Origin of the sequence: Ensifer sp. Root1252, assembly GCF_001425885.1 — a bacterium.
In the GTDB taxonomy this organism is placed as follows: Bacteria; Pseudomonadota; Alphaproteobacteria; order Rhizobiales; family Rhizobiaceae; genus Ensifer; species Ensifer canadensis.
The window spans coordinates 63,327-77,587 of record NZ_LMDT01000001.1 but is presented as its reverse complement, the minus strand read 5'-3'; the positions used below and the strand labels follow the sequence as shown (position 1 = coordinate 77,587).

General features: G+C 62.1%; 9 protein-coding genes. 5 read left to right on the top strand and 4 right to left on the bottom strand.

Annotation, left to right across the window (positions count from 1 at the left end):
• Nucleotides 1-50 precede the first annotated feature (50 nt).
• Complete coding sequence (gene mutL / locus ASD02_RS00335; RefSeq protein WP_025426077.1) at nt 51-1,859, bottom strand: DNA mismatch repair endonuclease MutL; 1,809 nt, start codon at nt 1,857-1,859, stop codon at nt 51-53.
• 308 nt (nt 1,860-2,167) lie between these two features.
• Here mutL and ASD02_RS00330 point away from each other — a divergent pair, with 308 nt between their 5' ends.
• Nucleotides 2,168-3,892, top strand: coding sequence for a response regulator (locus ASD02_RS00330; RefSeq protein ID WP_057221874.1), 1,725 nt, complete (start codon nt 2,168-2,170; stop codon nt 3,890-3,892).
• 265 nt (nt 3,893-4,157) lie between these two features.
• Nucleotides 4,158-5,504, top strand: coding sequence for an EAL domain-containing protein (locus tag ASD02_RS00325; RefSeq protein ID WP_225906253.1), 1,347 nt, complete (start codon nt 4,158-4,160; stop codon nt 5,502-5,504).
• Between the two features lie 21 nt (nt 5,505-5,525).
• Here ASD02_RS00325 and ASD02_RS00320 read toward each other — a convergent pair whose 3' ends face one another.
• Nucleotides 5,526-6,458, bottom strand: a complete 933-nt coding sequence (locus tag ASD02_RS00320; protein WP_025426080.1) for a LysR substrate-binding domain-containing protein — start codon at nt 6,456-6,458, stop codon at nt 5,526-5,528.
• 90 nt (nt 6,459-6,548) lie between these two features.
• On the opposite strand from ASD02_RS00320, the gene ASD02_RS00315 reads away from it, so the two are divergent.
• Complete coding sequence (locus ASD02_RS00315; RefSeq protein WP_025426081.1) at nt 6,549-8,099, top strand: trimethylamine methyltransferase family protein; 1,551 nt, start codon at nt 6,549-6,551, stop codon at nt 8,097-8,099.
• A gap of 95 nt (nt 8,100-8,194) precedes the next feature.
• Nucleotides 8,195-10,243, top strand: coding sequence for an NADH:flavin oxidoreductase (locus tag ASD02_RS00310; RefSeq protein ID WP_025426082.1), 2,049 nt, complete (start codon nt 8,195-8,197; stop codon nt 10,241-10,243).
• A 60-nt stretch (nt 10,244-10,303) separates the two neighbouring features.
• Here the strand turns inward: ASD02_RS00310 and ASD02_RS00305 are convergent, their stop codons facing one another.
• Nucleotides 10,304-10,945, bottom strand: coding sequence for a PRC-barrel domain-containing protein (locus ASD02_RS00305; RefSeq protein WP_025426083.1), 642 nt, complete (start codon nt 10,943-10,945; stop codon nt 10,304-10,306).
• Between the two features lie 365 nt (nt 10,946-11,310).
• On the opposite strand from ASD02_RS00305, the gene ASD02_RS00300 reads away from it, so the two are divergent.
• On the top strand, nt 11,311-12,408 hold the full coding sequence (locus tag ASD02_RS00300) for a hypothetical protein (protein ID WP_057221875.1): 1,098 nt from the start codon (nt 11,311-11,313) through the stop codon (nt 12,406-12,408).
• 61 nt (nt 12,409-12,469) lie between these two features.
• On the opposite strand, the gene ASD02_RS00295 is transcribed toward ASD02_RS00300, so the two are convergent.
• Entirely contained in the window at nt 12,470-14,194 is a 1,725-nt protein-coding gene (locus tag ASD02_RS00295) for an IlvD/Edd family dehydratase (protein ID WP_025426085.1), read from the bottom strand.
• Between the last annotated feature and the right edge of the window lie 67 nt (nt 14,195-14,261).

The following is a 14,261-nucleotide window of genomic DNA, read 5'->3' as shown; positions in this document are numbered from 1 at the left end:
ACGCCCGGTAAAATGCCAGTGCATTTCGCCGCGCCGGACCGCTCCCGGCATCAGCTCCTGCCGAACAGTCGCTCGATGTCGGAGAGCTTCAGCTCGATATAGGTCGGCCGGCCGTGATTGCATTGGCCAGAGCCCGGCGTTGCTTCCATCTGGCGCAACAGTGCGTTCATTTCCTCAGTCCGCATGCGGCGGCCGGAGCGGACGGATCCATGGCAGGCCATGGTCGCGGCGAGATATTCAAGCCGGCTGGCGAGCCCGTTGGCCGTGTCCCATTCGGCAATCTCGTCGGCGAGCTGGCGCACGAGGCCGGCGGCATCCATCTCGCCCAGCATGGCCGGCGTTTCCCGCACTGCGATGGCGCCAGGTCCGAAGCGCTCGATGCCGAGGCCGAGGCGACCCAGTTCTTCCGCATGCGTCATCAGCCGGTCGCAATCGTCTTCGGAAAGATCGACGATTTCCGGGATCAGCAGCGCCTGGGCGGCGACAGGCTTCGAATGCAGCGCCGTTCGCATGGTTTCGAAGACGAGACGTTCGTGGGCGGCGTGCTGGTCGACGATGACAAGGCCGTCCTGCGTCTGCGCGACGATATAGTTTTCGTGAAGCTGGGCGCGCACGGCGCCGAGTGGAAACGATTGCGGCGCCAGCGCGTCCGCAACGGTCCGGTCAGGCTCTGCCAAAGGCGACGCCGTGCGGGCCGAGGGTGCGGAGAAGGCAGAAAAGCTTGCCTGCGGCGTCTCGGACAGGCCGCGCACGATGGTCTCGAAATGCGTCGGCCGGTAGGGCGAGGTTTCCGCGCTCCAGGGCTGACGCGGCCGGAACTGCTCGGCGCGGAACGCCTGCATCATTCCGCTCGCTCCGGTCGTCGATGCCCGGTCACCCTCGCGGGCCAGGGCCTCGCGGATGGCACCGATGATCAACCCGCGGATGAGGCCCGGATCGCGGAAGCGAACATCCGATTTCGCCGGATGCACGTTGACGTCGACGAGTGCCGGGTCGAGCGCGATCGACAGCACCGCCACGGGATAGCGGCCATGCGGGATCGTTTCGGAATAGGCTGCCCGAATGGCGGAAAGCAGTTGCTTGTCCTGAACCGGACGGCCGTTGACGAAAACATATTGCTGCAGCGAGTTGCCGCGGTTGTAGGTCGGCACCCCGGCAAAGCCGGTCAGCTGAATGTCCTCGCGCTCGGCATCGATCTCGATGGCGTTGTCGCGGAAATCCTTGCCGAGCACCTGCGCCATGCGGGCGAGCCGGTCGTCGCCCGTCGCCGGAAACTCCAGCGTCGTCCGGTCAGATCCCGACAGCACGAAACGCACCTTCGGAAAGGCGATCGCCATGCGACGCACCACATCCGAGATCGCCGAGGCCTCGGCCTTTTCCGACTTCATGAATTTGAGCCGGGCGGGGGTCGCAAAGAACAGGTCGCGGACTTCGACGACCGTGCCGGTATTGGCGGGCGACGGGCGGACGGGGTCCGTCCTGCCGCCGGCAATGGAAATGACGGCACCCTCGCTAGCGCCTGCCGTTCGAGTGGTGATCGAAAGCCGGGAGACCGATCCGATCGACGGCAGAGCCTCGCCGCGAAAGCCGAGTGTGCGGATATCGAACAGGTTGTCGTCGAGCTTCGACGTGCAGTGCCGCCTGACCGCCAGCTCCAGATCGGCCGGCTGCATGCCCGCGCCGTTGTCGGTGACGCGCAGCAACGTCTTGCCGCCACCGGCGGTGGCGATTTCGATCCGGGTCGCACCGGCATCGAGCGCGTTTTCGATCAGTTCCTTGGCGGCACTGGCCGGGCGTTCGATGACTTCGCCGGCGGCGATCTGATTGATGAGGGTCTCGGAGAGCTGCTTGATGGCCATGCTCTATTTTCCCGGATTCGGCGACGGAACGGAAGTGGAAATACAGCTCTGTCCCCGCCTCGTGCCTTCTATTATTGGGCTTTGGTTGTGCAACCCATTGGTGCACCAAAAAATGAGACGGAGATTTAATTGCCCCTTAATATTCTGCTGCGATTTTCCACAACAACCTGAATGATCACGGGTTTTGTCTTTGGAGCACCGCGGCGTTGCTGGACGTCGTGTCACCCCCGCTCGAAGAGACGCCTTCCAAGGCCATCCCAGCATGTCCCGAAATGAAACCGCCGCAGGGGGCGAGTGAGGACAGCGCAATGAACGATGGGGCGCCGAACGGCGCGGACATCAACAGGATCATTCTTGAGTCGAGCTGCGATGCGCTCGGCTCAGCGATGGTTGTCTGCGGCCGGGACGACACCATCCTCTTTGCCAGCCGCACCATGCTGCAGTACTTCCCCGTTCCCTCCGAGATGCTGTTGCCGGGAACGCGATTGCGCGATTTCCTCGGCGCCGTCTACGACACCGGAGTTCGCCCCGGCACAGTTCCCGAAAACAGCCGTCGTCGGACGAACCGCGAAGACTGGATTGCCGAGCATATGGCGCTGCACTGGCGCGAGCGCTACGAGAATGTCGAGCGCGCCGGCCGCACGCGCTGGGTTTCCATGCGCAAGCGTCGTCTTTCCAACGGTATCGGCATCCTTTCGATCACCGATGTCTCCGACCAGAGGAAGCGTGACGAGCAGTTGCAGACGGACCTCGAGCGGGTCGAACTGACCGAAGAGATCCTGGATGTCCAGCCCAATCCGATCTGCGTCAAGGATCGCAACCTCAACTACATCGCGGTCAACAAGGCGTTCTGCCTAATTCACGATCTCTCGCAGGACGCGATCCTCGGTCGTTCGGCCTGGGATCTGGTCGACAGCGAACTTGCCGAACGTTTCGAGCACTCCGATCGGCGCGTGCTTGAAACCGGCAAGCCGCATTCGGAAGCGGAACATATTGTCCGCGCTGATGGCAGCGACCTCTGGGTTCTCACCCGCAAGTATCGCGTTGGCATGCCAGGCCGCCATTTCGTCGTGACCTGCATGAGCGACGTGACGGATATCGCCGGCTGGTACAATGGCTCCGAGGATGGTTCCGCTCCCTCCGGCGGTCTCCAGATCAACGACTACAGCATTTTTGCGCCGGCCCAGAATTTCTACGATCCGTTCCGCGCGCTGAACGTACAGCAACTGGTCGAGGCGGGCTCGATGATCGAGACCCTTCCGGCGCGCGGTTTGCGCGTTCTGCTTGCCTCTGCCGATCGGCTGACGGAAGATCGGCTGGTTGCGCGTCTGCGCGGCTCGGGCCTTGAAGCCTGTGCGGTGCGCAACCTCGATGAGTTGACCGCCTTCGGCATGGCCGCCGAAAGCGCCGGCGTGAAGCTCGACATTCTGCTGCTGGATGGTGCTTTTCCGGATGGGCAGCATATTCCGGTGGCCTGGCGCAATTGCCCGGTCGTTACCGTCGAATCCGATCAGGATGCTGCCGCTGTTCTGACCGAGGTTTTCCGTGTTTGTGCCGAGCGCCCGCAGGCCTCGCCGCTCCTACAATCGGACTGGTCGATCTCGTTTGAGGACGAGGGCACAGCGTCCGTGCCGGTTTCACAGGTCGACGTCCTCGTTGCCGAAGACAACCAGATCAACCAGTTCGTCTTCACGCAGATCCTGGAAGGGCTCGGCGTCTCCCATCGCATTGCTGCCAACGGTCGCGAGGCCGTCGAACTCTGGCATGAGCTTCAGCCGGCACTGGTCCTCATGGATGTGTCCATGCCTGTCATGAACGGCTTCGATGCGACCGTTGCCATTCGAACAGCGGAAAAGGCGAGAAACGACAGAACGCCAATCATCGCCGTGACCGCTCAGGCCCTCGATATCGATCTGGAGCAGTGCAAGAGGTCGGGCATGGATGATCACATCATGAAGCCGGTTAGCCCCGACATGATCGAGGCCGTGCTGCGAAAATTCATGCCGGTAATGGCCATGCGAACGGCAGGTTGAACGGAATTCGTGTCAACTCGCTAGAATTGGGGATGTCGATGGCAGATCTTGGAGCGAGGCGATATCGGATTGTTAACCCCCGATTGCGATCTTCTGCACCGTATTGCCAAAAAGTGTAGAGCCCCTCCGGAATGCATCGCAGCCCCACAGCCGTCAACGTCGGAACTTCGCCGGAAGCGCACCGCCGCTTCGCGGACCGGCTTGCCTTGTCGGCCGACCGGCACGGACGGGCGGGTTCTTTTGAGATCCAGGGGCTTGGCCGATGATGTCGGGCGAAACTCCCTATCATCGCATCGGCAGGGAGGCTCCGGCTATCGGCGGCTCGGTCGATCTGTTGACCGGGCTCGGCAACGCGCGCCAACTCCGCAAGACCGTTTGCGATCTGGCTGAAGAGCGCGCCAGCGATCCCGCTCCCTTTACCATCGGTCTTGCCAATATCGATGGGTTCAAACCGATCAACGATCTGTTCGGCCCGCGAGCCGGCGACGAGATCCTCTGCCAGGTTGCCCATCGGCTGCAAGCCTGTGCACCTGAAGGCGCGACAATCATTCGCTCCGAGAACGACGAATTCGCTTTCGTCCTGCCGCTCGTCTTCGAGCGCAAGGGTGCGGAGAAAGTCGGGCAGATGTTGAAAGAGGTGCTGTCGGCGCCCTTCGATCTCGGCGATCGCAACGTCCGCCTTTCCGCTTCGTTCGGCTTTGCCGTCTATCCTTTTGCCGGCGAGGTCTTTGAAGACCTGCTGAAGAGCGCCGATACGGCGCTTTATCGTTCCAAGCGCCGCGGCCGCGGCCAGATCACCGTCTATTCCCAGGAAATCGCCCAAGAGATGAAGCGCGCGACGCAGCTCGAACAGGCGCTGCGCAACGCGATCATCGCCAACGAGGTCGACGTGCACTTCCAGCCGATCGTCGATCTGCGCAACGACGCGGTCGTCGGTTTCGAAGCCCTGGCCAGATGGTGCGACGCCGACCTCGGCTATGTCTCTCCAGCCGTGTTCGTACCTTTGGCAGAAGAGCGCGGCTTCATCGAATCGCTGGCCGAGACGCTGTTGCGCAAGGCCGCCCATGCGGCACTCGCCTGGCCGAAGGAGCTGTTCCTGTCGTTCAACCTGTCGTCGGCACAGTTGATGGACCCGGCGACCAGCACGCGTCTCCTGACGATCATCAACCAGATCGGTCTCGACCCGCGACGGTTGGAACTGGAGATCACCGAGACGGCCGTCATGGCTGACGCGGAGACTGCCCAGAAGATCGTGACTGAGCTTCGGGCAGCCGGCGTGCGCGTCTCGCTCGACGATTTCGGCACGGGTCAGTCGAGCCTTGGGCGCCTTCGCGACTTCTCCTTCGACAAGGTCAAGATCGACCGTGCCTTCGTGTCGCGGATTTCCGCCGACCGGGCCTCCGAGCATATCATCAAGGCGATCGTGTCGATGTGCGAAGGCCTGGAACTTGAGGTCGTCGCCGAAGGCATCGAGGATTTTTCCGAAGCGTTGAAGCTGAAGGCGCTCGGCTGCGGCATGGGCCAGGGCTACTTCTACGGCAAGCCGGCCGACGCTGTCGCGACGATGCGCTACCTCTCGGACCGCTATCGCGGCGTTGCAGCTCAGCTTTAGACCCTGCCGCAATAGTGGGTTTCAGTCCTTGGCGCTCTCGGCCCGGTTTCGCGTACCTTCCGCCAGCAGCCAATCCCTGACCCGTCGCGCCTGACTGTTCAGCTCGCGTGAGCGCGGCCAGACGACGTAAAACGCCAGTCCGGTCTTCAGCACGTGACCGCAGACCGGCACCAGTGCACCGGAGCGAACCTGCGGATCGGTCAGGTGCTCCCAGCCAAGCGCCACCCCTTCGCCTGATAGCACCGCCTGGATCACCAGGACATAGTCGTTGATGGCGAGACGACGCGCCTGAGGCGGGTAGGGAAGGCCGGCGCTGGCGAACCATTCGGTCCAGTCGCAGGCGCGCCGGACCGGTTCTTCCAGATGAATGAGGTTGTGGCGCAGCAAATCGGCAGGTTTGCTTGGCAGTCCATGCTGCTCGATATAGGCGGGCGTCGCCACCGCATTGACGACTTCCTCGGCCAGAAGTGCTGCATGGTAGCGCGGCCAATGGCTCGGATCGCCGCCGCGGATGCCGAGCGGGATCGGCTCCTCGTCGAGGTCGAGATCGCGCACGCTCGTCTGGATCCTCAGATCGATCTCCGGCAGATCCTCGCGCATGCGGTTGAGGCGCGGCAGCATCCACATCGAGGCAAAAGCGGTCGATGCCGCAAGCGTCACATTAGTCTCGCGCCCCTTGGAGCGAATGTCTTCCGCCGACTTCTGGATCCGTGACAGACCGACGGATACGTCGGCGTGGAATTTCTCACCAGCCTCCGTCAATTCGACGGCGCGATGCACGCGGTGGAAGAGCGGTACACCCAGCTGCTCTTCCAGCCCGCGAATGGCGTAGGAGACGGCCGCCTGCGTCATGCCGAGCTCGTTGGCGGCTCGGGTGAAATTCTGATGACGGCCGGCAGCCTCGAACACGATGAGGCTGGTTGCAGACGGGAGCAGGCGGCGTAGATTTTCCATAACTTAGGCTTATCGCATGGCTCAATTTTTTCCAGCGTTACAACGTGATTTTTCGTCAATACCATCACCTCAAATGATGGGAGGACGGCGATGGAAATGGTGGCTGTGGAAGCGGGCGAAGCACCGAGACGGACACGAGGATCAAGGCCGCAACGCGGCGGTGTCAGCGCCAAGAGCCTTGGCGTCCCCTACATCGTCCGCAATATTCCGACCTACGATATCCTGAGCGAAGAAAACCTGCTCCGAATCGAGAAGGTCGCCGACCGTATTCTTGCCGAAGTCGGCATCGAGTTTCGCGATGACCCGGCATCCCTTGATCATTGGAAACGCGCTGGCGCCAAGCTGGACGGCGTGCGGGTGACGTTCGAGCCCGGCATGCTGAAGGAGATCGTGCGCTCGGCGCCGCGCCAGTTTACCCAGCATGCCCGCAACCCCGTCCGCAGCGTCGAAATCGGCGGCAACAATGTCGTGTTCTCGCCAGCCTACGGCTCTCCTTTCGTCACCGATCTCGACAACGGCCGGCGTTACGGCACGATCGAAGACTTCCGCAATCTGATAAAGCTGGCGCAGTCGAGCCCCTGGCTGCACCATTCCGGCGGCACCATCTGTGAGCCGGTCGATGTTCCGGTGAACAAGCGCCATCTCGACATGGTCTATTGCCACATCAAATATTCCGACCGAGCCTTCATGGGCTCGATCACCGCCGAGGATCGCGCCGAAGACTCGATCGAGATGGCGCGCATTGTCTTCGGGCACGATTTCGTCGACGCCAACTGCGTCATTCTTGGCAACGTCAACGTCAATTCACCGCTCGTCTGGGACGGAACGATGACGAAGTCATTGCGCGCCTATGCGCGGGCAAACCAGGCGGCTGTCATCGTGCCCTTCATTCTCGGCGGCGCCATGGGTCCGGTCACCAATGCCGGAGCGATCGCGCAATCCTATGCCGAGACGCTGGCCGGCTGCGCCTTGACCCAGCTGGAGCGCAAGGGCGCGCCTGTTATCTTCGGCAACTTCCTGTCGTCCATGTCGCTGCGTTCGGGGTCGCCGACCTTCGGCACGCCGGAGCCGGCGATCGGCAGCATGGTGATCGGCCAACTGGCACGGCGCCTCGGCCTGCCGCTGCGCTGCGCCGGCAATTTTTCCAATTCCAAGCTGCCAGACGCGCAAGCGATGCAGGAGGGCGTCATGTCGATGCTGTCGGCGGTGCATTGCGGCGCCAATTTCATCCTGCACTCGGCCGGCTTCGTCGATGGGCTGCTCGCGATGTCCTACGAAAAGTTCGTCATGGACACGGATTTCTGCGGCGCGCTGCATTCCTACCTCGCCGGCGTTGTCGTCGATGACAACACGCTGGCCATGGACGCCTTTCTGCAGGTTGGGCCAGGCAGCCATTTCCTCGGATGCGATCACACCATGCGCAATTACCAGACCGCCTTCTGGGATTCGGCCCTGTCCGACAACGAGCCTTTTGAAAAATGGACAGAGGAGGGCGGAACCGACATGGCGGCGCGCGCCAACAGGAGTTGGAAGAAGACGCTGGCCGAATACGAAGCGCCGCCGCTGGACGTGGTGATCGACGACGCTTTGACGGACTATGTTTCTCGCCGCAAGAACGGCATGGCGGACGCCTGGTACTGAGCCGACGCCGAGCCTTCTTTGAGAATGCGCATAACAAGAATGATGCCGTGCCACCGGTCCAGCTCAGCGGACAGGCGGTGCTCAAGGGAACAGAAATGACGCTGCCGAAAGACCCACTGCTCCAGCCTTACCGCCTCAAGCATCTGACGCTCAAGAACCGGATCATGTCGACGTCCCATGAGCCGGCCTATTCCGAAGACGGCATGCCGAAGGATCGCTACCGCCTCTATCATCTTGAGAAGGCCAAGGGCGGCATGGCGCTGACCATGACGGCGGGTTCCGCCATCGTTTCGGAGGATTCTCCGCCTGCCTTCGGCAATCTCCACGCCTATTCCGACGAGATCGTGCCCTGGCTGAAGAAGATCGCCGACGACTGTCATGAGCACGACACCGCGGTGATGATCCAGCTCACCCATCTCGGCCGCCGCACCGGCTGGAACAAGGGCGACTGGCTGCCGGTTCTCTCAGCCTCGCCGGTGCGCGAGGCCGCGCATCGGTCGTTTCCAAAGGAGATCGAAGACTGGGATATCGAGCGCATCGTCGGCGACTATGCGACAGCCGCCGCCCGCATGCAGGCCGCCGGCCTTGATGGTATAGAGCTTGAGGCCTACGGCCATCTGATGGACGGCTTCTGGTCGCCTGCCACCAACCAGCGCGACGACGACTTCGGCGGCTCGCTCGACAACCGCCTGCGCTTTACCCACATGGTGCTCGACGCCATCCGCAAGTCCGTCGGGCCGGATTTCATCGTCGGCATGCGCATGGTGGCAGACGAGGATTGGGAGAAGGGGCTTTCGAAGGAAGAAGGCATCGAGATCGCCCGCCGCCTGGCAAACTCCGGCAAGGTCGATTTCCTCAACATCATCCGCGGACACATCGACCATGATGCGCCGTTGACCAAGGTCATCCCGATCCAGGGCATGGCCGCCTCGCCGCATCTCGATTTTGCCGGCGAAATCAGGGCGGCGACCAAATTTCCGGTTTTCCATGCGGCCCGCATCGCCGATGTCGCCACCGCACGCCACGCGATAGCCGAGGGCAAACTCGACATGGTCGGCATGACCCGTGCCCATATCGCCGACCCGCATATCGTCCGGAAAATCGAAGAGGGCCGGGAAGCCCAGATACGCCCCTGCGTCGGCGCGACCTACTGTCTCGATCGTATCTACGAGGGTGGCGGCGCACTCTGCATTCACAATGCGGCGACTGGGCGCGAGGCGATCGTGCCACACGTCATCTCCAGAAGCGAAGGGCCGAAGCGAAAGGCCGTCGTCGTCGGTGCCGGTCCGGCCGGCCTTGAGGCGGCGCGTGTGCTTGCCGAGCGCGGCCATGTGGTCGAGATCATCGAGGCTACCGGCGAGGCGGGCGGGCAGATTCTGCTTGCCCAGCGCAATCCGCGGCGCAAGGAACTGATCGGCATCGTCGACTGGCGGCTGTCGGAGCTGGAGAGGCTTGGCGTGCCGATCCACTACAACGTCTTTGCCGGCGTCGACGATGTTCTGGAGCGGTCGCCCGATCTTGTCGTCGTTGCTACCGGCGGCATCGCCCAAAACCCGGCTCTGGAGGCGGGGGACGAACTGGTTGTCTCAAGCTGGGATATCATCGCCGGTGCGGTGAAGCCGGAGGGACCCGTGCTGCTCTATGACGACAACGGCGCCCATAGCGGCATGACTGCGGCCGAATTGATTGCGCGCGCTGGCGTCGAGCTCGAGATCATCTCGCCCGAGCGCATGTTCGCGCCCGAAGTCGGCGGCATGAACCATGTGCCTTACGCCAGGGCGTTTGCAGATCACAATGTGCGTGTGACGATCAACACCCGCCTCCGGTCGGTTCGGCGGGAAGGCAATGGGCTGGTGGCGACGCTCGGTTCCGATTTTTCTGACACGGCATCGAGCGAACGCCGGGTGGCGCAGGTGGTGGTCGAGCACGGCACCGTGCCGATGGACGATCTCTACCGCGAATTGAAGCCGATTTCTCGCAATCTGGGCGCCGTCGACTACAAGGCGCTGCTTCGCGGCGAAAACCCGATCCCACTGCGCAACCCGGGCGCCGGCTTCGACATGTTCCGCATCGGCGATGCCGTCGCCAGCCGCAACATCCATGCCGGCATCTATGATGCGCTGCGCTACGGCGTGCTTTTCTGAACAAAACGAGCGGCGGTGAAAGCACCGCCGCTCCATCTTCTGGTCGTCTAACGATCCAGCTTACTGCTGGGTACCCTCAGCCGGTGCCGGCTGCATCGGGGTAGCCGGTGCCGTTCCGGTGGTCGAGGAGGTCGTCGACGTGTCAACCGGCTGGTTGGCGAGCTGTTCGGCGACCTGCTGCGCCTTGGTCTTGAACTCGGGAGCCGCCTTCAAGGTTTCGGCGGTTTCCGTCGTCGTCAGCTTCAAGGCATCCGTATTGGCCTGTTCGGAGATCTGAATGCGATCGAACGGGACCGCAACGTTCTTCTCACCGAGGCCCAGGAAGCCGCCGACACCGATCACAGCAGCTACAACGCCGCCATCCTTCTTGATGATCAGGTCGTTAATCTCACCGACATTTTCGTCGCCGGCATTATAGACGGTCTGGCCGACATAGGTGCTGGTCGCGATCTGGTCACTGGCCTGTTCGGTCAGGTACGTTCCGTCAGACTGGGCCGTGACAGCAGGTGCTTCGGTGGTTGCCGGCGGTGTCGTCTGCGCCTGGTCTGCAGGTGCTTCGGCACCCGGAGCCGGCTGAATTTCCATCGTCTGCGGCTCGGCCGGCTTAGGCTGGGTGGCGTCCTGAGCGAAGGTCATCGGCGCGAACGCAACACTCGCGATAAGCGCACCGGCCGCAACGGAAGATACAAGTTTCTTGGTCATCTCAAACTGCCTTTCCTTGACGTTGTCGATCAAGGCGCGGTCCTGATCGTCGCCAGGTTTCCACCGCACCGGTGATACCAAAGCAACGCCTGGCGGCAGAAACGGTTCCAGAAAAATTCGACTGATCGCGCCGGAATTCTGGCAGTCATGCGCCAAACTTCTATGGTCGCAGATCAATATCGCCGGTGGTCGTCGCTCACCTTTCGGCAGATATCGGAGCGTCATCACTCCGGCTATGTATTTTAGTGGTTTATTGAGTTCTGCTTTACATTCATACAATATTGAGTGTTCTTGCCTATACTTGCTGAAGACGGGATGGAGCATTCTTCGTGGATATTCCATCCTGTTGATCTGGACGGTTCCCCATGTTTCTGCCACGGCGATTTCTCTCCGTTTCCCTGCTTTCCGTTTTGGTGATGGTCTGCCTTGTCGGGATCGAGCGCAGCCTGTTCGGCGTGCGCTATTTTTCGGAGCGGATGCCTGAGATCGAACCCTACAATCTTTGGCATGCATGGGTGTCGCTCAGTCTGTCGCTTGCGGCTATTCAGGGGTTCACGCGCGATGCGTCCTGGCTCGGCGCACCCGCGCTTCGGATGGCCTCACGCCGCGAACTGTGGATCTGCATCGCAATGCCGGTCTTTGCAGCCGCGGCGGCCCTTCATTTCAGCGTCGATGCCGCGATCTTCAGCGCCCTGGCCCGCGAGGACAACATCTTCGAGTGGCTTTCCGCCCTGTTGATCTTTGCCTCAAGCGTGTTCTTCGCGCTGGCGGCCATGGGTCAATTGCGCGCGGCGCGGGGTGAGGCCGATCGCGTCGCATGGCTGGCGGCCGGTGCCGCGGCATCCTTCAGCCTTGTTCTGTTCATCGTCGGCATGGAAGAGATATCCTGGATGCAACGCGTGTTCGGCATTTCCACGCCCGACGCGTTGCTGGGCCTCAACAAGCAGCAGGAACTGAACCTGCACAACATCTCAACCGGTTTCACCGAGCTGCTCTATTATACCGGCAGCTTCGTGCTTTTGACGTTAGCGCCCTTTGTCTGGCTCTACCTTCGCAAGGGTTTCGCGCTCGGGCGGTTCGAAGCATTCACGCCGAGCGTTTTGGTGTTGGCGGCAAGCGCACCGATGGCGGCGTTCAACAGCGACAACTGGAGCATGCTGCCGACCCAGATGATGGTGATGATGACGATAATCATCCTGCTGGTGATCGCCGATCTCGCACTGCGGGGCGGCTTATGGCGGGAATTCACAGTGCTCACCGCCGGCGCGATCCTGATCGTCGCGATCCAGGAACTGTTCGTGCTGCAGGCGCAGGAACTCGTGCGCATCTGGGATCCGACCGAATACAAGGAACTCTTCATTGCGGTTGGTCTCGCCATCTATGGCTATGAGACCTGGTCGCGGCTGCGCTCGTTGGCGCCGGCCACCGAGTTGCTGGTCGGTCGCCGATCGACGGCCGGATAAACGAAAACCCCGCCGAAGGGGCGGGGTTCCACTGCCGTGTCGCTTGGCGCAACAGCTATCCTCAATGGCTTTCGCGCAGAACCTCGCTGCCGCTTCCGCCAACGAGGAAATCCAGGTCGGCGCCCTTGTCCGCCTGCAGCACCGTATCCTGATAGAGCTTGTAGTAGCCGCGTGTCCATTTCTGCTCCGGCGGCTGCCAGGCGGCCATGCGGGCTGCAAACTCTTCCTCGCTGATCATCAGGTTGAGTTCGCCCTTCATCGCGTCGAGCCGGATGCGGTCACCGGTTCTGACGATCGCCAACGGCCCGCCGGCGTTCGATTCCGGGCTGACATGCAGCACGACGGTTCCAAACGCCGTACCCGACATGCGGGCGTCCGAAACGCGCACCATGTCGCGCACGCCCTTTTCGACCAGCCGGCGCGGGATCGGCATGTTGCCGACTTCCGCCATGCCGGGATACCCCTTGGGACCGCAGCCCTTGAGCACCAGGATGGTGTCTTCGGTCACCGGCAGATCCGGATCGTCGATCTTGGCCTTCAGGTCCTCGATCGTCTCGAAGACATAGGCCGGGCCCTCATGCGCCAGCAGATGTTCGCTGGCGGCAGACGGCTTGATGACCGCGCCGTTCGGCGCAAGGTTGCCTTTGAGCACGCGAATGCCGGCTGCCGCACGCAGCGGATTGTCGAGTGGGCGGATGACGTCGTCGTTGAAGACCTCGGCGTCTTCCCAATATCGGCTGATCGGCATGCCGAAGACCGTTGGCGCATCCGCATGCAGCAGATGCTGGATGCGGTTCATGACGGCTGGCAGGCCGCCGGCATAGGCGAGATCCTCGATCAGATACTTGCCTGAAGGCATGCAGTTGACGATGCACGGCACCTGACCGCCGACGCGGTCGAAGTCCTCGAGACAGAGATCGACGCCGGCACGGCCGGCGATCGCCAGCATATGCACGACCGCATTGGTCGATCCGCCGACGGCGGCGTTGGCAATGATCCCGTTTTCGAAATTCTTCTTGGTCAGGATCTTCGACAGGCGCAGATCCTCATGCACCATCTCGACGATGCGCTTGCCCGTCATGTGCGACAGCGCCATTCGGCGCGCATCGACGGCGGGGAGTGCGGCATTCATCGGCAGCGACAGGCCCATCGCCTCGACGATCGACGCCATGGTGGTGGCCGTGCCCATGGTCATGCAGACGCCGGGCGAACGCGACATGCCGCTCTCGGCCGCCATGAACTCCTGAACGCTCATCTCGCCGGCGCGCACCGCTTCTGAAAATTTCCAGACGTCGGTGCCGGAGCCGATGTCCTTGCCCTTCCATTTGCCGTTCAGCATCGGCCCGGAGGAAACGACGATCGTCGGCAGGTCCACCGAAGCCGCGCCCATCAGCTGGCCGGGTGTCGTCTTGTCGCAGCCGCCAAGCAGCACGACGCCGTCGATGCCATAGGCGCGGATTGCCTCCTCGACGTCCATGGCGAGCAGGTTGCGAAACAACATCGCCGTCGGCCGCATCTGCGTTTCGCCAAGCGAGGACACCGGAAACTCGACCGGAAAGCCGCCGGCCTCCCAGACGCCGCGCTTGACGCCCTCAGCCAGAATGCGCAGGTGGCTGTTGCATGGGGTCAGTTCCGACCAGGTGTTGCAGATGCCGATGATCGGGCGCCCGTCGAAGACATGGTCCGGAAATCCCTGGTTCTTCATCCAGGAGCGATGGATGAAACCATCCTTGTGGGTGCCGCCATACCAGTGCCGACTGCGCAGTTCTTTCTTCTTGTCGCTCATTCAAGCTTCCTCCTCACCATGCGATTGATCGCGTGGATGAATTGTATGACTTTTTATTGGCGCTTCG